Raw genomic sequence first — 20,117 nt, 5'->3', positions numbered from 1 at the left:
ACAACCTAAATGAAATCAATGAAAACCTCCCTTTCGACTCTCATATACCTCACTTGTGCCTAAGTAAAGTTATCGAGTTAATGGTATCATTAGGCTAATTTTAAGATTTTAATCTGAGTGAACTCTGAGTCATGACACAAGCTAACAATCCACTTCATGGTATGAAACTTGAAACTATCGTCACTGAGCTTGTCGATAAGTATGGGTGGGAAGAACTAGGCAGCCGTATCAATATCCGCTGCTTTAACGATAACCCGAGTATCAAGTCTAGCCTAAAGTTTTTACGTAAAACGCAATGGGCTCGCGATAAAGTTGAATACCTGTGGCTTAAAACGAATAAGTTGCCTTTACCCGCACCTAAACCTTATGTCGAAAAAAGTGACAACAAACCCGCAACAAACGCGACACACACTAATAAGAGCACTGCTGGCGTGAATGCAGACATCTGGGGAAAGTAACAGCGAGCCTAACACGTACCGCACTGTTTTCAATATTTGGCGCTAAATTTACTTGGAGCGGCTATAAGGTACAAAGTGATTATAAGGTACGAAGTGATTATAAGGTACGAAGTGATATTCGTTGAAAGTGATTAATGCTATCGCATTCAGATAAGCCCGGTACGGTTCACGATGACTCATTTGCATTACATTCACAGCGGATACGCTGTGAATATCGCCACCAATAAAAGCGTAACCCAGAAAGCACCACAGCACTCACTATTACATCGGAAATTCGAATATTAAACGCCAGACTTGTAGCTCGCCATCCGTTTGGTAACTTACCCCAAATCTATCTGTACTAAACCATCCCCAACCTAGCGGCTTAGACAGAGCCAATGTCGCACCGATTTCGTAAGTGCTTGATGTTTGTAAATCATCATCTAATGGCGTTATAAATTTTAGCTTATTGAAGTACCAGCGGCCCGCAACAAATAACCGTGGTTCAACGGTATACTCGCCCCAATCCCAATGTTGCCCTACACCAAAATCTAGACCTGTTTGAAGCACTGAATAACTTTCTGAGCTATCGTTGATACTGCTTTTATAGCCGGCGTAGTAAACACGATTTACCCAAATAGGCGTATACTTGGGTTCGGCGACTTCATATAAAGCCGATATACCTGTTGAGAATATGCCAACATTACTGGAATTAGAAAAATTGTGGCCATAGCCTAAATCAAGGTATGACTCTAAGGTTAGTTGCTCATCATAAAACCATTTATACTCAATACCTGGCGTAATGGTCATGGTACCAACATTGTCAGGTAATTCACCTTCAGGAAGATCGCTGAAAGAATAATCAAAAAAGCCTAACGAAATAGGTAACCTTAACGTTAAAACATGGTCTTCTGATTCTTCAATATCAAATGCAAAGGGAATATTGACTACTGCAGCATTTTGCCCAGAGGCTCGGTATATACCGCTACCTATGTAGTTAGCAAACGCATAATGGTTCACATCTGGGTTATTCGTGTCAGCGGCATAACACGTTACACAAACCGACAAACCAATAAAAAGCGCTGCAAATGCTTTTGCAACGCTTCTTGATGTGTCTGAACAGGTAGATTTCAATTTTGTAACAACCATGGGTTAACGATGATGTCCAGAATGATTATCTACTCTCATTTCTCATCATCGATAAAATGGTGCTCAGTCATCATATGACCCAGCTCAGTAGATTTTGTTTTCAAGTAATCTTCATTGTAGCGGTTTTTACCCACTTGCAAAGGCACTCTTTCAACAACTTCGATGCCAACGGCTTGCATCGCTTTCACTTTGCGAGGGTTGTTAGTCATCAACTTAACCTTACTGACCCCAATTTGTTTCAGCATTGGCTCGATCATGTCGTATTTACGCATATCAGCTTCAAAACCTAAACGTTCATTAGCTTCGACGGTATTCGCGCCTTGATCTTGTAATTCATAGGCGCGAATTTTATTCAGCAAGCCTATACCACGCCCTTCTTGACGCAAATATAAAATAAAGCCTTGGCCTTTTTCAGCAATATTTTGCATTGCTGTTTGTAACTGGAACCCGCAATCACAACGTAAACTAAATAGCGCATCACCCGTCAGGCATTCAGAATGAATGCGGCCTAACATGGCTTCAGTTGAGGTAAGTTCGCCATAAGTTAACGCCACATGTTCTTTACCAGTTTCTGTATCTTCAAAACCATGCATAGCAAATACGCCCCAAGGCGTAGGTAACTTAGAAGTGGCGATATATTTAATCGACATGGATAAACCTTTAAGACAACGCTCAATCCTTGAGACTGATCATCCTTGAACTGACGTTATGTCATGAAAACTTCGAATACTGGATTAGAATTTTGCAGGAGCAAAACCAGTAACAACTTTGATATTCATTTCACGGCCTACAGCCGTCATAGGATGAACAACCACTAGACCTTTTACCGATTTTTTTAATTTACCCATGTCAGCTTGTTCAGCTTTGGTGAGCTCACGGCTAAATTTCAAACCTTTGATATCTTGGCCTTGCTTGTTCAATAAACGAGACTGCTGATTTTTCAAACTGGCAATACGTTTAGTCACTGTCGCAATTTCTTTCTTAAACTGCATGATAACGGCTTTGTCTTCACGAGCTTCAGCGGCAGCAAGCTTACGACGAAACTTCTCTGCTTTATCATTTAGTGTTTGCAGTTCTTGTTTTAAATTCATTTCTTTACCTTAAATTCTTTCATGCTATCGATAGCAAAAAGTTGTTTTGTTATCGAACAACACTTTTTCGAACGCAAATTATATACCTAAAGCGGCTGAATAAGCTAACTTCAAAACTTGTTACAGTGCATAATTTTGTGCATTACTGCAGCTAAATTGACCTTTAAGTTCAATAAGGTGTTAAATGCACTATCATTAATTGAGCCTGATGGATCTGTGGCCAAGTGATTAACGGACTCAATTTTCCTTTAGGGATATTCTTTAATATGCATAACAATAATAATTTACATCAAAATCTATCTAATCAAACCCAGCATCAAGCAGGTTTTACTTTAATAGAATTAGTTGTGGTCATCATTATATTGGGGATCATTGCTGTTATTGCTGCACCGAGGTTTTTATCCGTTGCTGATGAAGCTCACGCATCAGGAATACAAGGTGTATCTGCCGCTTTTGAAGGCTTTGATGAATTAGTATTTGCCAAGTCTGCCATATTAGGAATCGAGAAAAATGATCGAAATAGTAGTTCAAGCTCTACTGACAGCCAAGGTGGATTTTATTTAGAAACAGGTGAATTTGTCCAAACCATATTTGGCCATCCTTGGTTATATAATCAAGATGCATTGACGTATTTACTTGATGCGAGCTTACAAAATGAAGGCCAGAATCAACCTGATAAAGAATGTGTTACCAATAGTGATTTTTGCTTCATGCTATTTGAAGGCTCCAGTGGCCCCACTAGCATTGGAGTTGCCTATATCCCCGGTAACTCTGTCGCAGTTTATTACCCTTCTTACAGCGTAAGTGACCAATGCTTTGCTTACTATGTATTTGACAGAACAGACAATAATGTCATTATCGGTGAAACGATTACCGGTTGTTAAATATGCCGATTAACTTAGCACAATCAACTGGCTCAAATCGTGAACCACTTGATTAGCGCTACCTTTCCATTTAAGGCTTGGGTCGGCAAGATCTTGCTCAAATTTGCCATCAATTAACACATCGACGTAAGCTAGTACTTGTTGCTGCTTTAAAGACATTTCCGCTAATTGGTAGCCACTCCACAACCAGATATCTTTATCTGGGCACTCACGCTTCACTCTTTTTACTAGCGCTAACATGGCTGGCAAATTATCCGCAAATAAAGGATCACCACCAGATAAAGACAAACCACGACGTTTAATCCGTGTATCTTGTAAATCTGCAATCACTTGATCTTCCATCGCGTGAGTAAATTCATTACCTGAGCGTGGATCCCAAGTTGATTGGTTATAACAGCCACGACATTGGTGCTCACATCCAGCTACGAATAAGGTACAACGCGTACCAGGTCCATTTACCACATCGACTGGGTAATACTGATGAAAATTCATAACTTTAACCCTTTAAAAAGCTAATGCACTGTAGTCAACTGTCTTAAAATATGCTGTTTAATACCATATCTAGCACTTAGTGACTTTTTCCTAGTAGTCCTATTTCAACTCGCCTTATTTGATCTCGACCTTTTAAGACTTTAGCCACTCAAAAGATAAGGCGCTATTCAGCGCCTTATTGTTTTTGATATGACATAGAACGAGTACTAGATGTGTTTAACGCGGCGTTTTACTTCTTCTTGCTTACCATGGTTAAACGGTCTGGCGTCTGGGCTACCTAAGTAACCACATACTCGACGAGTTACTGACACTCTACTTGGCTCATGGTTGCCACATTTAGGACAGACAAAGCCTTTACTTGTACAGTTAAACTCACCAACAAAGCCGCAATCATAACATTCATCAATAGGTGTATTGGTACCGTAGTATGGCACTCGGCTATAGCTGTAATCCCAAACGTTTTCTAATGCTTCAACGTTATGTTGCATATTAGGGAACTCGCCATAACAAATAAATCCACCGTTTGTTAGCTCAGGATATGGCAATTCAAAGTCAATTTTATCGTATGGGTTTACTTTCTTTTCCACATCTAAATGGAAACTATTGGTGTAGTAGCCTTTATCAGTCACACCTTCAACCACACCAAACTGTTTAGCATCCAACTGGCAAAAACGGCTGCATAGGTTTTCGCTTGGCGTGCTATATAAACTAAAGCCATAACCTGTTTCAGCCTTCCACGACTCCGTGGCACGCTTCATGACATTAATAATTTCAACGGCTTTAGTACGTAGTAGCTCACTATCAAATACATGCTCTTCTGTGCCGTAAAGAGCATTAATTGTCTCATGAAGTCCGATATAACCTAATGAAATAGACGCACGACCATTTTTGAAGATTTCCGAAATATCATCATCAGCTTTTAAACGAACACCACATGCGCCTTCCATATATAAGATTGGCGCTACGCGGGCTTTAACACCGACAAGACGAGCAATACGAGTATCTAACGCTTTACGCGCTAAAGTCATTCTCTCATCAAGTAATGCAAAGAAGGCTTTTTCATCGCCTTTAGCTTCGATTGCGATTCTAGGTAAGTTAAGGCTAACCACACCTAAATTATTACGGCCTTCATGAATTAACTCGCCATTCTCTTCATATTTACCTAAGAAAGAGCGACAGCCCATTGGCGTTTTAAACGAACCAGTAACACGTTCAACTTGCTCGTAATTTAAAATATCAGGGTACATGCGCATCGTGGCACATTCTAAAGCCAACTTTTTAATATCGTAATTACTGTCAGCCGCTTTATGGTTAACGCCATCACGAATAGCAAATACAAGTTTTGGGAACACCGCGGTTTTACGGTTTTTACCAAGGCCTGCCATACGTACTGTTAGAATTGATTTTTGAATTAAGCGTGACTCCCAGCTGGTACCTAGACCAAAACCAAACGTCACAAACGGAGTCTGACCATTAGCAGTGTGCAGAGTGTTCACTTCATATTCTAAAGACTGGAATGCGTCATGACATTCTTTTTCAGTTTGCGCCATAGCAAATGCTTCCACATCGCTCACGCCCCACTCTTTACCAATCACCAGTTGTTTCTGGTAACTCTTTTGCACAAATTCCGCTAACACTTCATCGATACGGTTAATCGTTGTGCCGCCATAAATATGGCTAGCAACTTGGGCAATAATCTGCGCAGTGACCGCTGTGGCAGTTGAAATTGATTTTGGTGTATCAATTTCGGCATTACCCATTTTAAAGCCATGGGTCATCATGCCTGCTAAATCAATTAACATGCAGTTAAACATCGGGAAGAAAGGCGCATAATCTAAATCATGATAATGCAGTTGACCCGATTCATGAGCAGCTACAATGTCTTTTGGTAACAAGTGTGATTTAGCATAATGCTTGGCTACAATACCCGCGAGTAAGTCGCGTTGTGTAGGAATAACTTTAGCGTCTTTATTGGCATTTTCGTTCAAAATTGAGCTATCACTTTGCTCAACTAACCCACGAATTTCACAGTTAAGTTTACTTTTTGCTTCACGGCAAATATCACGATCGTGACGGTATTCAATATAATGACGTGCAACCTCTTTATGAGGCCCTTCCATTAATAGATTTTCCACTAAATCTTGTAAATGGTGAATTTGTACTTCTTCTTCATTCGCGACTTGATTTCGGATTACACCCGCAATGGTAGCAGCGTAATCAACATCAGCATGACCTGTAGCCGTCGCCATAGCAGCAACGATGGCATCCCTAATTCTAGACTCATCAAATACAGTCCGACAACCGTCCCTTTTAATTACTACAGGCATTACTTTTACTCCATTTATGCACAGGATATAAACACTATATATCCACAACAAAAAACCAATAAACACTAGATATGGTGCATTAAGCTATAACGAAGACTAGAAATCTATGATCTGGATCATAGTTTGATGAGGAGAAGTGAAATGAAAAATATTACTGCCAAGCTCTGCACTATTTGGCAAAACAGAGCTTGACCGAGTAATTGAAAAACGTTATCGCCCTAAAGCAGAGTTGATTAAATGAGCAGTTTGACGCACAGACTGCCTGCCAGCTTCAATGGCTTCTGCCGCACGATGAAACTCCATGGTGCCTATATCAGCAAGCTGAGGAACTAAGCAAACATCAGGTGGATCGCCCATCAGTCTGGCACGTTTATGGCGCTGCTCTAGAATATCCATTGACTGAGACATCACTGCAATCATGCCTGGATGGGATTTAGTCGACATCGAAAACTTCTCTGAAAAGCTAGCAATGTACTCTTTACCTTTACCCAGAATATCCATAAAAGCAGAGTCTGGCTCTTTGGCTTCTTGTTGTTGTTTTTCTAACGCTGTAGGAGCACGGCTTTTCATCTGTTGTGGCAACATATGCATACTGTTACGGCGATGGCCGTTTAAATCAACAGCAATGACCACATCAACTCCCATCGCACGACACATTGATACTGGAACAGGATTCACCACAGCGCCGTCGACTAGCCATCTGTCTTCTAGTTGAACAGGTGGTAAAAACCCTGGCATTGAACATGATGCTCTAACAGCGTGTCGTAAATCCCCTTCTTTAAACCAAATTTCTTGTCCGGAGTATAAATCAGTTGCCACCGCTGAGAATGGTTTTTTCAGTTGTTCAATTTTTAGCTCACCAATTCGGCCAGCCAGCACATCAAAAACTTTTTCACCGCTTATCAGCCCGCCTTTACGCCAGCTTAAATCCATCAGACCTAAAACATCCCAACTGGAAAAACCACGCACCCACGCTTCTAGCTCATCAAGATGATCATTGGCATACGCTGCACCTACCAATGCACCAACTGAACATCCTGCAATTTTATCTGGATGTATTCCCATTTCAGCCAGTTCTTTCAACACACCGATATGGGCCCAACCTTTAGCTGCGCCACTACCCAGTGCCACACCGACTCTTAATGGTTTATTCACCGCAGGCTCATTTTCATGCTCCGACATCTTTTACATCCCTTGTCGCTTAATTTGACTCAATTAATCTTATAAACTCAGCATAACTGAGCCTTTAGCTGTTGGCTATCGCCTAGCATACACGTTATAATATCTGGCTATCATTTTTTAGGGGATTTACCTTTGTTATTTACCGATTTTTCTTTAGACAAACGCTTACTTGAAAGTCTAAAGCATATGGGCATTTCTGAGCCAACCGAAATTCAGCAGCAAGCCCTGCCAATTGCCTTAGCAGGTAAAGATTTAATGGCATCTTCAAAAACCGGTTCAGGTAAAACCTTGGCGTTTTTGTTACCCGCACTTCAGCGTGTTATTTCAACAAAAGCGCTTTCTAAAAAAGACCCTCGTGTGTTGATATTACTACCTACAAGGGAATTGGCTCAGCAAGTATACGGTCAATTACGTTTATTAGTGGCAAATACCCAGTATAAAGCGGTGAGTATTTTAGGAGGGGAAAACTTTAATGATCAAGCTAAATCCTTATCTCGTGACCCTCACTTTATTGTGGCTACACCCGGACGTATCGCTGATCACTTAGAGCAACGTCATCTTTACTTAAATGGCTTAGAGCTCCTTATTCTTGATGAAGCCGACCGAATGCTTGATTTAGGTTTTGCGCCGCAATTAAAAGCCATTAACGAAGCTGCTGATCACAAACGTCGACAAACATTAATGTTTTCAGCCACGTTAGATCATGACCATATTAATGATATTGCTGCCACATTACTTAAAACGCCGAGCCATGTCGCCATTGGGGCATCTCATAACGAGCATAAAGACATTCAGCAACGTGTGTATTTAGTTGACCACTTAGATCACAAGCAAGCCCTATTGCAGCACATTCTCAAAACCGAGCAGCATAAACAGGTCATCATATTTACAGCGACGCGTGCTGATACCGACCGATTAGCTAAATTACTTGCTGAGCAAGGATTAGAAACTGCCGCATTAAGTGGTGACTTAAACCAATCAGCTCGTAATCAGATCATGGACAAATTTAGCCGTGGTCAGCAGAAAATATTAGTTACAACGGATGTCGCCTCTCGTGGCCTAGATTTATTAAACGTGTCATTAGTGATTAACTTTGACATGCCTAAATTTGCCGAAGAATACGTCCATCGCATTGGCCGTACAGGTCGAGCAGGCGCAAAAGGTGATGCGATTTCTTTAGTCGGTCCTAAAGACTGGGACAGCTTTAAGAAAATCCAAGTATTTTTACGCAAGAATTTCGACTTTTCGACCATAGAAGGTCTTGAAGGAAAATTTAAAGGGTTAAAAGATAAGCCAAAAACGGGTAACAAAAATACCAAGGCCAATGACCCTAAAGCTGCCAATAAAAAGCGTAACACGGCTAAAAAGCCTAAAATTGCACCTAAACGCGATAAACGCTTTATTACTGGCGTCGATATTGGTGATGCGCCAATGCGTCGTAAAGCCAAGCCAGCCAAAATTGTTGAAAACGACAACAGCATTGTTGAAGACAATGAACACGAGCTTGGCGAAGAGTAAACCTCATTAAAACATCATGCTGTTTTAACAGTAAATCGGCATGATAAAGATTTAAACCAGATTAACAGTAAGGTGAAACATGAAAATTTGTGGTGTGGAATTAAAAGGTGGCGAAGCCATCATTAGCTTATTAACTTACGAAGTGGAAACATTCAACGTACCTGAGTGTCGTCAAATTTCTTTCAGCATTTCAAAATCAGCTGAAACAGAATCAATCCGTGAGTTTCACTTTGCTTTCCACAAATTAATGGAAGATTACAAAGTAGATGAAATTGTCATCATTGAACGTGAGCAAAAAGGTAAGTTTGCCGGCTCTGCGACCAGTTTTAAACTCGAAACCGCTATTCAAATCACTGACTTGCCTGTTGGCATAATTAGCCCTGTTATTATCAAAGAAGAGCTTAAGCGTAACCCGCCTCAAGCAGATTTAGATACTTTAGGTCTAAAGCGTGTTCAGCTACCAGCATTTGAAGCCGCTTACGCACAGCAAAATCGTCGTATGTACGGTAAAGTCTAAACTCTAGACAAATTTGCGAGCCTACCTGTTAACTTAACAAACACGTTAATTATCAATGGGTAGGCTTCATAATTAGAACACCCTATTCATCCCTATCAAGCGAGCTAACTCAATGAGCTCAAACAAACCAGCTAAATCGCCTCGAAAAGCACCTCCCCAAATGCCCGTTAAGGTAAGTTCTGCAAAAGTGGCAGCCGCAAGAGATACCCTGGCAAGCTTAGTTACCAGTAAAGATGTAAAAGCCAAACAACAACAACAGGCGCAGCTTAAATACATCAAAGGCTATTCAGCCAACACAATTGAACAAGTTAAACAACATATTGCCAACGATACCCTCGGCAGGCTTTTAATAAAACGCTACCCCACGATCCATGATATTCGCACTGATAAAGCGTTATATGACTATGCGATGGGATATAAACAGGCTTATCTAAAACAATCAGATCCTTTGTCAAAGGTCATTTTTGATGAAAAAATCAGTTTAAGCCATCAAGCGTTAGGCCTTCATACTTATGCTAACCGTGTACAGGGCAGTAAAGTTAAAGCTAAAAATGAAATTCGAATTTCATCAAAACTTAAGTTTATCCCTGAGCCATTATTGAGAATGGTGGTCGTGCATGAACTTGCACACCTAAGAGAAAAAGAGCACAACAAAGCCTTTTACCAACTCTGTGAATATATGACAGCGGATTATCACCAACTTGAGTTAGATTTACGATTATTATTGACATGTATTGAGTTAGGCAAGTCACCGTATTAATCTAATTAATTAATAAAGTATTGGAGCGTTATCATGTATGTAGCAACCTATAGAGGTGAAGGGCGCAGAACCAAGCAGTATAAATCAGAAAAGGCTGCACTAAAGTCTATCCGTTCCTGGTTAAAAATACATAGCCAACAGGGGTATTCTGTAGGGTTAATGGGGCCTGACATTTCCCCAACTGAATACCATGAGTGGGAACTGATACCATTTGATGAACCCAAAATACTTTCGTTTTATAACAGCAAAAAATGGAATGACTTAAAAGCTGAGGCTTTTGAGCGATACGGAAATAAATGTGCCTGTTGCGGCCGCTCTCCTGAGCATAATGTCATTATGCATGTAGACCACATCAAACCTCGATCAAAGCATCCAGAACTCGAATTAGACATAAACAACCTACAAATTCTTTGCGAGCACTGTAATACAGGTAAATCCGACAGGTTTGAAACAGACTGGAGAACATAAAAAACCACTTTTAATATCGAATTAAAAGTGGTTTATATTGGATTAATACAGAGGTCTTAATCCTGTAAAGATTAACCTAGATCCATCATCATTTTTTTACTGCTGACCAATTGTTTAAATTGGTCCATTTGATTTTTTGGCAGTACCGATGCTTCAACAATGCTCACTCGCATTGGATCGGCTGGTCGACCGTTCACGTGAAACTCATAATGTAAATGAGGCCCTGTCACTCGACCTGTATTGCCTGTTAAACCAATAACTTGACCACGTTTAACCCGCTGGCCTTTGCGCACAAGAAACTTAGATAAATGTAAGTAGCGAGTTCTCACATTGTTATCATGCTCGATAACGATATATTTTCCAGCAAATCTATGATTGGTGACCATAGACACAACACCATCACCTGGAGCGACGACTCGAGTTCCAATTGGGGTGGCAAAGTCTGTACCGTTATGAGGCGAAACACGTCCAGTCACTGGGTGTTTACGCGTCGGATTGAAGCGGGAAGATAAACGGTATTGACGCTCTAATGGAATACGTTGGAAAGCACTCGCTAACCCTTGTCCACGTTCATCATAATAATTTCCATCCACGTTCTGAAACGCATTCACATTATTACGACGAGTGTTAATTCTTACAGCTTGTAACTGTGTCGCACCTGTTGACTCACCTTCGATGTATTGATCATTCATTAGTACATTAAAGGTGTCTCCTGCACGCAGATCACGAGAGAAGTCTAATTTGCTCGACAATAGGTTTTCAATGGTTTGAATTTCACGAGCATTTAACCCCGCACGTTGAGCGGAGAGGTAAAATGAGCCATTGATTTCACCACTAATAATCCTATTTTGCCAAATACCTTCGATATTGATTTCTTCAACACTAAAACTACCATCGTCAAAACGAGTAAAAACAACTTGATAAGCAGGATTAAAATACAGTTCTAACTTAGTCAGTTGTTGCTGCTCATCTTGAAAAAATTGTATCCGATTACCTACTGCTAAGGTATCTAACGCAAGTACATTCAAATCAGCTTCAAGCACTTTATACATGGTTTGCTGACCAATGCCCGCAAGCTCGAATAAATGACCTAATGTGTCGCCATTTTCAATAATACGTTCGAAACTCGGTTTTTCGGGCTCAATAACATCTATTGGTGCAGAATCAGATAAATTCGGGATCAATGATTCAATGTCTAAAGCCACAGGAATGCGTTGAGAAGAGAACTCTTGCGGTGTTGGCCACAACAAAGCTGCTGCCACTACGAATACGCTGGCAAGTAATAATTTTCTGTGTATTGCAGGTAAGGCTTGCACCTTATTAAATCGAGCTTGGCCCCTGCTTTTATTTGCTGAAAGCAATCTTGCATCCGCCTTAATACTGAATAAAAAATAATACCTTTTAGCTAAACCGATAGAATATTAAAAATGGGTACTTAAGCACTAGAAGATATATTAGCGAACTGTTATATCAAAAATAGTGACGAATAAAAATATAAACTGTCGTTTGAACTGCATAAATTTGAACTCTGCACAGTTCAAATGAACACTTCTAAAGCGAAAGTAAATGGCATGGGAAGGGACTGTTACTAGAAGTTTGCAACCATATCAAGACTGCATAAGTCGTGCATATTTAATGACGATTAATGAAATCTAGGTAGAATTATTACCCTCAACTTACTGAAATCAGCACGAATATTTCAGTAAGTGAGAGATTTGCTTTCGCCGTAATAGCTAATCAATTGTCATAATAAATCGGGCTTGAGCTACAAATTATGTCTCAGCTGAATCGAACTTATAGTCAGCCTGTAATCGACTCACCCCAAGGCCATTCATCTTATTTACTTTAATTTGCACACTTATCCGCTCTTTCATCGCTTCAATATGACTGATAACCCCAATCATTTTGCCAGAAGCATTCAGGTTATCGAGCGCATCAAGGGCAGTATCTAGTGTTTGACTATCAAGTGTACCAAAACCTTCATCTAAAAATAACGAGTCAATGCTGGTTTTATGGCTGACTAAATCCGATAATGCCAACGCAAGTGCAAGACTTACAAGAAAGCTTTCACCGCCAGACAAAGTACGCGTATCACGCACAGCATCACCCTGCCAAGTATCCAGTACCTGTAGCTCGAGTGCTTCTGATTGTTTTCTTTCTAATAAATAACGACCTTGTAGCCTATCTAATTGTCGATTCGCCAACACCACAAGGTGATCAAGAGTGAGTCCCTGAGCAAACTTACGGAATTTGTCACCCTTTTGCGATCCAATCAATGAGTGTAAATAAGCTATATCATCAAAGTCCTGTTTAGCTTGAGTAAGCTCAGCCACCAAGGTTTGTTGAGTGGTGCGCTTTTTCTCATCTTCACTTAATAAGTGTTTTAACTGCCAAACCTGCTCTTTCATGGCTGAAAGACGGGCTTCTGTTTGCTCATGCATGATGGCAACATCAGCAATATCTGCCTGATGATATTCAGATTCATCACCCAGCTTAACTAACTCAGCCTGTTGAGCCCTTGTTTGCTCAACAACCGTACTAGCTTTCAAAATACGAGTATCTAGCCCTTGCTTAAGTTGCTGTAGTGCTTGTCTTTGCGCTACAGGCATCAATGCTTGTTCAAATTCAGTTTGATCACCAAATGGACTGGTTGATAAAGCCAAGGTAAAAGTGTTTCTAGCTTCGGATACTTCATTGACTGTGCGTTCTAGCTGCTGTGTGACGGCTTGCTCTTGTGCAGCGAGTTTATCGAACTCCTGCTGTAGCTTGCTTTGCACTTGAGCCTGCTGAGTGAATTGTAACTCTGATTGCTGCAACGCTTGCTGACTACGCTGCTTTTCTTGACTGATTTGTTTATCGCCAAAAACAGCGAATCGTTGCTGCTTTACACTCGTAAACTCAAGATCCGTTTTCTGCAATAACTCATCGAGTTGTGATATTTGCTGAAATAACTCATCCTGCTGCTGAGTGAGTGTTTGAGCTTGTTGCATTAATAACTGTTGCTGCTGAGTTAATTTTCCTTGCTGCTCAACTGCCACAGCCCATTGACCGACATCGGTTTGTAAATCTGCTAACCAGGTTTCCAGTTGTGAAAAGTCATTTAAAGCTAATCCAGCTTGAGAAAATTGTTGCTGACAGCTAGATTCGAGCTCAGTAATGTTTTGCTGTATTTGGCTAAGCTGCTGCTTTGACTCAGTTAATTGCTGTTGCTGATTTTGCTGCTGCTGAGTAAAAAGTTGTAATTGATGTTGCTGCTGCTCTAGTAAAGTCAGTGTTTGCTGGTATTGCTCAGCACAGGATTGTTTAACCTGAGTAAGTTCTCGAATATCAGTTAATTGCTGATGCAAATACTGTTGGCGACTAGCTGATTGTTCAACAAAATGAGTCAATAGTGCGCTATCAATTTCAGCTTTTGTGGCGATCAGTTCTGGCTTAGATAATTGCTCAGCTAATTGCTGGTACTCAACCAAACAATCTTGAATCTGCTGATGTAACATCGATTGTTTATCTGCGCACAGTTCAAGTTGATGCTGTAACTTACTTTGCTGCAGCTTTAATTGCTCACCTTGACGCTTAATTGATTCAAGTTCTGCGGACTTGGCTTCAAAGCGTACCTCGGTATCAGAAACATCAAGCGCTTGGTAATGCTCAACTAAAGGGTGCTCTTTGGAACCACACAAGGCACAAGGCTCACCTTGAATGAGTTTAGCTCGCTCTTGGGTTAAATTAACGATTTGCTGCTCTTGTTTAAGCAGCATTTGTAAATCTTTAACCTGCTGATTTTTTTCACTCCAAGCACTACGTACTTGCTGTAATTCTTGAGCAATCGCAGAGATCTGCGCAGCAAAATGCTGATTTTCATTAGTCGTGTTATGACTTTGCGTCACTAAGTCAGTATGTGCAACTTGTAACTGCTGTAATCTAGTACGGGAGACTTGCTGTTCAATCAAATTTTGGTACTGAGCTTGTAAATCCGCTTCTGAACTTGTACCTAAACACTGAGTTAATTGCTGCTCACTATGTGTTAATGCTAACTGCTTTGTCTGTAATTCAGCGTTAAGTGACGCTAAAGTCTCATTTTGCTGCACCAACTGCTGTTGGTTAAACATGTCTTGCTGAGATAGCGTTGAAATTAACTGCGATAATTCATTTTTTTTCAGCTGTAATCCTGACAAATTAATTGCTTGCTGCTGCCAAGCTGCAATATTGCTTTGAATTAATTGCCCTTGAGGATACAGAGCAATCACTTTGTCATTATCTGAAAGTGATTGATTTAACTGATTTAAGTTTTGAGTTAGCTCAAGCTGAGACGCTGTTATTTTTTGCTGTTGAATTGTTTGTTGATGCTTATTTTTCGACTGTTGATCACATTGAAAATTCAGTTGCTCAATTTTATTATCAAGCGGTTGAACTTGCTCCTCAATCAAGGTGAGCAACTCTGTGTGTTGCAGCTTTACTGAATCAAAGTGCTCTTGTCGTTTTAGATGTTCTGTCTTAGCGGCTTCAAGGTATAATTGCGACTGTTGCTGCGCTTGGGATAGTGTCAGTTGCTCTGTTTGCAGTTGAGTTTGCTGCTGTTCGAGTTTGGTTAAGCTTTCAAATAATGGAGCAAGCATCTGAGCCGGCTCACTTGCTTCTAGTTTAGCGAGTGACTCTGCTTGGGCGGTCAATTCGCTTTGTGCAACGTCCAGTTCACGTTCACTTTCTGCCAGTTTAGCGGTGTTTTGTTCAAGCTGTTTTGCCCAATTAAGTTGCTGCTGTTGCTGATTTAACAGGCTTTGTAACTTAGCAGATTGCAGCTCACCTTCGCTTAGCTGTTTGTTTTTTTCAGCAATATCCACATCAGATAACAGTTCTACATTATCAGTTTTGGCTTCAAGTAAGCTTAAGGCTTGTTTCGCTTGTGTAAAATTAACATGCACTTGCTCTGAAATCTGACCATAAATTTCAGTTCCCGTTAACTCTTCGAGTAACTCAGCCCTATCATTAGCATCCGCATTTAAAAATGCGGCAAACTGACCTTGCGATAACATCATCGACTTGGTGAAACGAGCAAAATCTAATCCGGTTATAGCTTCAGTTAGCTCGGTCTTTTGCTTTACCTGGCTAGCGATAATTTTACCAGAATCAAGTTCAGCTAATTCCACCTGTGCATCTTGTAAATTGCCATCAATTTGACCACGTGAGCGGCGTTGACTCCAAAAGGCACGATAACCTTTCCCTTTCACTTCAAACTCAACCTCCGCTAAACACTCACTGGTACCTCGGGTCATCAATTCATTCGTGGATTTTGAAATCACTTTTAATCTGGGGGTGCGATGATATAACGCTAAGCAAATGGCATCTAAAATCGTGGTTTTACCCGAACCTGTCGGCCCTGTAATCGCAAACAGTCCATTTTCTTTAAATGGCGATTGAGTAAAATCAATTTTCCATTCATTTTTTAATGAGTTTATATTTTTAAATCTCAGGCTGAGGATTTTCATTATTTATCCTCCAGCGTTGATTGCTCGGCAACTTGAGATACCACTAGGGCAAACTGTGACTTCACTCTTTTAAGCCGCAGTTGTTGCTCAGCCTCAGTAAAGTCCTCTTGTGCTAAACGTCGCTCAAATACATCATTCACGGACAACTCTGATAACGTTTCATTTTCAAGTTGCTCAATTTGTTGATGACGTTGCTGCCTTGCACGCTTTAATTGCAGGACTTCAACCGCTAAAGGCTCGGTAATATCCGCAATACGTGTTTGTAAATCACTCAAGAAGTCTTGTTGCGCCACCTCAATGCTAAGCCAAGTTAACTCAATATCCTGATGACAACCATCTGTTGGTGTTAGCGAAAACTCAGACAATTGCTGCTCAATTTCAGTCAAGCTACCTTTAATATTTGCCATAGGTTGAAAGCGAGGCACTTCAAGTGGTGTAACCTGAGCTAATTTATCCTTGTCAAAATCCACTAAAAACACACTCTTTTGACCTGCAAGTTCATCAAAACTTAAAGGGATCGGAGAACCGCTATAACGAATATGCTCCGTTTTGGCGATTTTTTGAGGTCGATGAATGTGCCCAAGCGCAATATAATCGGCTGCAGGGAATAACGATGCATTAAACGCATCTAAACTGCCGATATAGATATCTCGTACAGATTCACTCGTACTTGCCCCAACTGTGGTGAGGTGGCCGGTCGCAATGATAGGTAAAGCTTGTGATTGTTCACTATTCAATGTTTGTGCGTATTCAAAGCAGGATTGATAAAGCGCAGCAATTTCGTTACCTAGTTTGCGCTGTTTATCTGAGCTAGATTCACCTGATTGACTTAATACCATATCTCTAGGGCGCAAATAAGGTAAGGCGCAAACAATGGCACAAGCTTGCAGGCTTTTATCCTTCACTAACAATACATGTTCACGAACATCATCTAACGCGCCGGGGATAACACTTGCATTGAGACAAGCCAATAATTGTTTTGATTCGCCAAGTGTTGCCACTGAGTCGTGATTACCGCCTAATACAATAAGCTGGCAGCCAGTTTTTTGTATATCGACAATAAACTGATTATATAAACTGCGGGCATAACTTGGTGGTGTGCCAGTATCAAAAATATCACCCGCTACAATTAGCGCATCGACATCATGTTCACCAATCTGCTCAAGCAACCACTGCATAAATAATTGATGTTCATGTGCGCGACTTTTACCATAAAAATTTTGCCCAAGGTGCCAATCTGAAGTGTGAATAATGCGCATGAAGACCTATTTCAATAACTGTTGAATGTGTAGTAACAGGATATACCTGAAAGCGAATACCTTAGTGTTAGGATACGCCTAACCGTATTGAGACCACAGTAACTTAAAGCTCATCAAAAATGACATAGTAACCACTAAAGGTTTAATAATTTTTACCCCTTTCGTCATCACAAGTCGTGAGCCTAACGTTGCCCCTATGGCTTGGCCTACCAACATAATCAGACCAAGTACAATCGCAACTTGACCACCAATCAAGAAGAAAATCAATGATGAAATGTTGGTAGCAAAGTTTAGGATTTTGGCGTGAGCAGTTGCTTTAGCAAGGCCATAGCCCGCTAACGAAACAAATGCTAATGCAAAAAAACTGCCCGTTCCAGGCCCAAAGAAACCATCATAAAACCCTACCCCTAACGCTGCTGTAAAAGCGAATACAGTCGGTGTTAATACTTGCTGTTTATCGTTTTCGGATATTTTTTTAGAAAATAGAAAATAACAACCGATAGCCAGAATCAAAAATGGTAAGACTAACTCAAGCACGGACACATCAATCATTTGAACTATGATAGTTCCCACTGCTGCGCCAGCAAAAGCACAGACGATAGACAACTTAGCTTGCTTTAAATCAACCATGCCTTTGCGTATAAAATACAAACTGGCAAAAAAACTACCACCACAGGCTTGTAGTTTGTTGGTACCAAGCGCCGCTGCAGGAGGTAAACCTGCCCACATTAATGCAGGAATAGTCAGTAAACCACCGCCACCAGCAATGGCATCAATAAAGCCTGCTAAAATGGCAACAAAGAATAAAATGACTGCGATCTGTAGGGTGAGTTCGAACATGAAATTGATCTTAAATTATTATTAATAGGCCATTAGACCTGCTTTAAATACAAAATTCAAAAGCTATCTGTTACAAACGTAAAATAGGTAAATTTACAAAACTAATTGCAAGAATTCATTAACATTTTTGGCGGTTAATTAAACTGCAAATAGCAAAAAAGCAGCCTAAGCTGCTTTTTGGTTAACGCTATTTTTGTCTATGGCTTAAAAACCCCAAAAGAAGTTAGTGATCATAAAGAGCACAAACATACTGATAAAGTTAATAATGACTCCTGCTCTCATCATTTCTGATTGTTTAATATAGCCCGAACCAAACACAATCGCGTTAGGCGGAGTTGCTACAGGCAACATAAACGCACAAGAAGCCGCTATACCAATCACCACCGAAATCATTACAGGTGACAAGCCTAATGGTTCTGCAATTGCGGCAAAAACTGGAACTAATAACGCGGCGCTTGCGGTATTACTGGCGAACTCTGTCAGCATGACCACAAAGGCAATCACCGCAATAATAAACAATGCCATGTGCGCGTTACCGAAAATATCAGTCACAAAATGTGCTAAGAATACACTGGTGCCTGTTGCTTTAAGCACCGCACTCAAGGTTAACCCACCTCCGAATAAAATCAGTACGCCCCAATCTGTCGTTGATTCAATTTTCTTCCAATCAACCAGTTTTAAGCTTGCAAGCACCACGACAGCACCTAAAGCGACAATCGTGTCGAATTTGCTAATTCCACCTAAGGCCTGAGAAATCGGCTTACTGAATATCCAACAACAAACCGTCGCAAGAAATATCACTAAGGTCAGCTTGCCACTTAATGAAAGTGACGTATCTTCAGCTTTCAGTTCGCACCTTGCTGATAAATCAGGTTTCAGAAAGATATATAACGCCACCAGCATCGCAGGTAGCATTAACGCGACTGTCGGTAACCCAAACGCTAACCAGTCACTAAACGTTAAACCAACTTGCGCTGCCGCAATAGCATTTGGCGGGCTGCCGACTAATGTACCAATACCGCCAATGTTTGCTGAATAAGCAATGCCAAGTAAAACAAACAAATAAGTGGTTTTATGCTCTTTAAAATCTAATTGATGCAATATACCAAGCGCTAGAGGTAGCATCATGGCTGCGGTGGCAGTGTTACTGATCCACATCGATAATACTGCAGTAACCACAAACAACAATAGACACGCGATACCTAACTTACCTTTAGAGAACAACAACACTTTTTGGGCAATTAAACGATCAATACCCTGATGATTTAATGCTGCCGCTAATACAAAGCCACCAAAGAACAAATAAATAATAGGGTTAGCAAAGTTGCTCATTGCTGTTTGGGTATCAAATACGCCCAAGAACACGGCCAAAATAGGAATTAATATCGCCGTAATACTGATATGAATCGCTTCAGTCAGCCACAAAATCGCAGCAAAAATAAGCAGTGATAGCCCTGTATTAATGCCTTGTTCAAATGGCAGAAAGTTATACAACAACGCAAATAGTGCGATGTTGCTAAACAAAATAATAAAATGTCGTTTATTAGTCACTTCTGTCGGTGACTTATTGGGTATGTTTTCCATTAAAGCGCCCTCCCTTATTTTTTAATGTGGACAATGTAAATCACACTCATAAAGAAGATAAAGCTTTGTTTTATGGTTAATTAATTACACCCTAACAAGTTAACAGTGTGACAAACAGCTCAC

17 protein-coding genes are annotated in these 20,117 nt (G+C 40.6%); 6 read left to right on the top strand and 11 right to left on the bottom strand.

Annotation, left to right across the window (positions count from 1 at the left end; translation table 11 throughout):
- The first annotated feature begins 131 nt into the window (after positions 1-131).
- Entirely contained in the window at positions 132-458 is a 327-nt protein-coding gene (locus J8L86_RS18295; RefSeq protein WP_065110585.1) for a VF530 family protein, read from the top strand.
- 261 nt (positions 459-719) lie between these two features.
- Here the strand turns inward: J8L86_RS18295 and J8L86_RS18290 are convergent, their stop codons facing one another.
- The 3 genes from J8L86_RS18290 to J8L86_RS18280 all read right to left on the bottom strand — a co-directional run bounded on the left by J8L86_RS18290 (position 720) and on the right by J8L86_RS18280 (position 2,677).
- Positions 720-1,571 (bottom strand): hypothetical protein, encoded by an 852-nt coding sequence (locus J8L86_RS18290; protein WP_162928497.1) that lies wholly within the window; start codon positions 1,569-1,571, stop codon positions 720-722.
- 50 nt (positions 1,572-1,621) lie between these two features.
- On the bottom strand, positions 1,622-2,236 hold the full coding sequence (gene ribA / locus J8L86_RS18285) for a GTP cyclohydrolase II (protein ID WP_055024678.1): 615 nt from the start codon (positions 2,234-2,236) through the stop codon (positions 1,622-1,624).
- Positions 2,237-2,320: 84 nt separating this feature from the next.
- On the bottom strand, positions 2,321-2,677 hold the full coding sequence (locus tag J8L86_RS18280) for a YibL family ribosome-associated protein (protein ID WP_055024679.1): 357 nt from the start codon (positions 2,675-2,677) through the stop codon (positions 2,321-2,323).
- Between the two features lie 266 nt (positions 2,678-2,943).
- On the opposite strand from J8L86_RS18280, the gene J8L86_RS21300 reads away from it, so the two are divergent.
- Positions 2,944-3,561, top strand: coding sequence for a prepilin-type N-terminal cleavage/methylation domain-containing protein (locus J8L86_RS21300; RefSeq protein WP_211031240.1), 618 nt, complete (start codon positions 2,944-2,946; stop codon positions 3,559-3,561).
- 9 nt (positions 3,562-3,570) lie between these two features.
- On the opposite strand, the gene nrdG is transcribed toward J8L86_RS21300, so the two are convergent.
- The 3 genes from nrdG to rssA all read right to left on the bottom strand — a co-directional run bounded on the left by nrdG (position 3,571) and on the right by rssA (position 7,562).
- Positions 3,571-4,053 carry an anaerobic ribonucleoside-triphosphate reductase-activating protein gene (nrdG, locus tag J8L86_RS18270; RefSeq protein WP_065110587.1) on the bottom strand — a complete coding sequence of 161 codons (483 nt, stop codon included), beginning with the start codon at positions 4,051-4,053 and terminating at the stop codon, positions 3,571-3,573.
- Between the two features lie 206 nt (positions 4,054-4,259).
- Complete coding sequence (gene nrdD, locus J8L86_RS18265) at positions 4,260-6,380, bottom strand: anaerobic ribonucleoside-triphosphate reductase (RefSeq protein WP_211031239.1); 2,121 nt, start codon at positions 6,378-6,380, stop codon at positions 4,260-4,262.
- A gap of 210 nt (positions 6,381-6,590) precedes the next feature.
- Positions 6,591-7,562, bottom strand: coding sequence for a patatin-like phospholipase RssA (gene rssA, locus J8L86_RS18260; protein WP_065110588.1), 972 nt, complete (start codon positions 7,560-7,562; stop codon positions 6,591-6,593).
- A gap of 132 nt (positions 7,563-7,694) precedes the next feature.
- On the opposite strand from rssA, the gene J8L86_RS18255 reads away from it, so the two are divergent.
- The 4 genes from J8L86_RS18255 (at position 7,695) to J8L86_RS18240 (ending at position 10,825) form a co-directional block, all read left to right on the top strand.
- Positions 7,695-9,080 (top strand): DEAD/DEAH box helicase, encoded by a 1,386-nt coding sequence (locus tag J8L86_RS18255; protein ID WP_055024684.1) that lies wholly within the window; start codon positions 7,695-7,697, stop codon positions 9,078-9,080.
- 79 nt (positions 9,081-9,159) lie between these two features.
- Positions 9,160-9,597, top strand: a complete 438-nt coding sequence (locus J8L86_RS18250; RefSeq protein ID WP_055024685.1) for a DUF3010 family protein — start codon at positions 9,160-9,162, stop codon at positions 9,595-9,597.
- A 160-nt stretch (positions 9,598-9,757) separates the two neighbouring features.
- Positions 9,758-10,357 (top strand): YgjP-like metallopeptidase domain-containing protein, encoded by a 600-nt coding sequence (locus J8L86_RS18245; protein WP_082972494.1) that lies wholly within the window; start codon positions 9,758-9,760, stop codon positions 10,355-10,357.
- Between the two features lie 33 nt (positions 10,358-10,390).
- Entirely contained in the window at positions 10,391-10,825 is a 435-nt protein-coding gene (locus J8L86_RS18240) for an HNH endonuclease signature motif containing protein (RefSeq protein ID WP_211031238.1), read from the top strand.
- Between the two features lie 71 nt (positions 10,826-10,896).
- Here the strand turns inward: J8L86_RS18240 and J8L86_RS18235 are convergent, their stop codons facing one another.
- The 5 genes from J8L86_RS18235 to J8L86_RS18215 all read right to left on the bottom strand — a co-directional run bounded on the left by J8L86_RS18235 (position 10,897) and on the right by J8L86_RS18215 (position 19,994).
- Positions 10,897-12,186: a peptidoglycan DD-metalloendopeptidase family protein gene (locus tag J8L86_RS18235; RefSeq protein ID WP_065110589.1), complete on the bottom strand. Its 1,290-nt coding sequence runs from the start codon at positions 12,184-12,186 to the stop codon at positions 10,897-10,899.
- A gap of 411 nt (positions 12,187-12,597) precedes the next feature.
- Positions 12,598-16,311, bottom strand: a complete 3,714-nt coding sequence (locus J8L86_RS18230; protein ID WP_211031237.1) for an AAA family ATPase — start codon at positions 16,309-16,311, stop codon at positions 12,598-12,600.
- Positions 16,311-17,570, bottom strand: a complete 1,260-nt coding sequence (gene sbcD, locus J8L86_RS18225; RefSeq protein ID WP_211031236.1) for an exonuclease subunit SbcD — start codon at positions 17,568-17,570, stop codon at positions 16,311-16,313. The genes J8L86_RS18230 and sbcD overlap by 1 nt, the downstream gene beginning before the upstream one ends.
- Before the next feature lie 78 nt (positions 17,571-17,648).
- Positions 17,649-18,410, bottom strand: a complete 762-nt coding sequence (locus tag J8L86_RS18220) for a TSUP family transporter (RefSeq protein ID WP_055024690.1) — start codon at positions 18,408-18,410, stop codon at positions 17,649-17,651.
- 204 nt (positions 18,411-18,614) lie between these two features.
- Positions 18,615-19,994 carry a DASS family sodium-coupled anion symporter gene (locus tag J8L86_RS18215; RefSeq protein ID WP_055024691.1) on the bottom strand — a complete coding sequence of 460 codons (1,380 nt, stop codon included), beginning with the start codon at positions 19,992-19,994 and terminating at the stop codon, positions 18,615-18,617.
- Positions 19,995-20,117: the final 123 nt, after the last annotated feature.

The sequence above is a fragment of the Shewanella sp. MMG014 genome (assembly GCF_018100775.1).
GTDB lineage: Bacteria > Pseudomonadota > Gammaproteobacteria > Enterobacterales > Shewanellaceae > Shewanella > Shewanella japonica.
The sequence above is the reverse complement of the archived record's forward strand: the minus strand, read 5'-3'. Positions and strand labels throughout refer to the sequence as shown.

Excerpts from the sequence above, each read along its gene's own strand:
- J8L86_RS18295 (WP_065110585.1), top strand. The coding sequence starts at position 132 with ATGACACAAGCTAACAATCCACTTCATGGTATGAAACTTGAAACTATC.
- ribA (WP_055024678.1), bottom strand. The coding sequence starts at position 2,236 with ATGTCGATTAAATATATCGCCACTTCTAAGTTACCTACGCCTTGGGGC.
- J8L86_RS18280 (WP_055024679.1), bottom strand. The coding sequence starts at position 2,677 with ATGAATTTAAAACAAGAACTGCAAACACTAAATGATAAAGCAGAGAAG.
- J8L86_RS21300 (WP_211031240.1), top strand. The coding sequence starts at position 2,944 with ATGCATAACAATAATAATTTACATCAAAATCTATCTAATCAAACCCAG.
- nrdG (WP_065110587.1), bottom strand. The coding sequence starts at position 4,053 with ATGAATTTTCATCAGTATTACCCAGTCGATGTGGTAAATGGACCTGGT.
- nrdD (WP_211031239.1), bottom strand. The coding sequence starts at position 6,380 with ATGCCTGTAGTAATTAAAAGGGACGGTTGTCGGACTGTATTTGATGAG.
- rssA (WP_065110588.1), bottom strand. The coding sequence starts at position 7,562 with ATGTCGGAGCATGAAAATGAGCCTGCGGTGAATAAACCATTAAGAGTC.
- J8L86_RS18250 (WP_055024685.1), top strand. The coding sequence starts at position 9,160 with ATGAAAATTTGTGGTGTGGAATTAAAAGGTGGCGAAGCCATCATTAGC.
- J8L86_RS18245 (WP_082972494.1), top strand. The coding sequence starts at position 9,758 with ATGCCCGTTAAGGTAAGTTCTGCAAAAGTGGCAGCCGCAAGAGATACC.
- J8L86_RS18240 (WP_211031238.1), top strand. The coding sequence starts at position 10,391 with ATGTATGTAGCAACCTATAGAGGTGAAGGGCGCAGAACCAAGCAGTAT.
- J8L86_RS18230 (WP_211031237.1), bottom strand. The coding sequence starts at position 16,311 with ATGAAAATCCTCAGCCTGAGATTTAAAAATATAAACTCATTAAAAAAT.
- sbcD (WP_211031236.1), bottom strand. The coding sequence starts at position 17,570 with ATGCGCATTATTCACACTTCAGATTGGCACCTTGGGCAAAATTTTTAT.
- J8L86_RS18220 (WP_055024690.1), bottom strand. The coding sequence starts at position 18,410 with ATGTTCGAACTCACCCTACAGATCGCAGTCATTTTATTCTTTGTTGCC.
- J8L86_RS18215 (WP_055024691.1), bottom strand. The coding sequence starts at position 19,994 with ATGGAAAACATACCCAATAAGTCACCGACAGAAGTGACTAATAAACGA.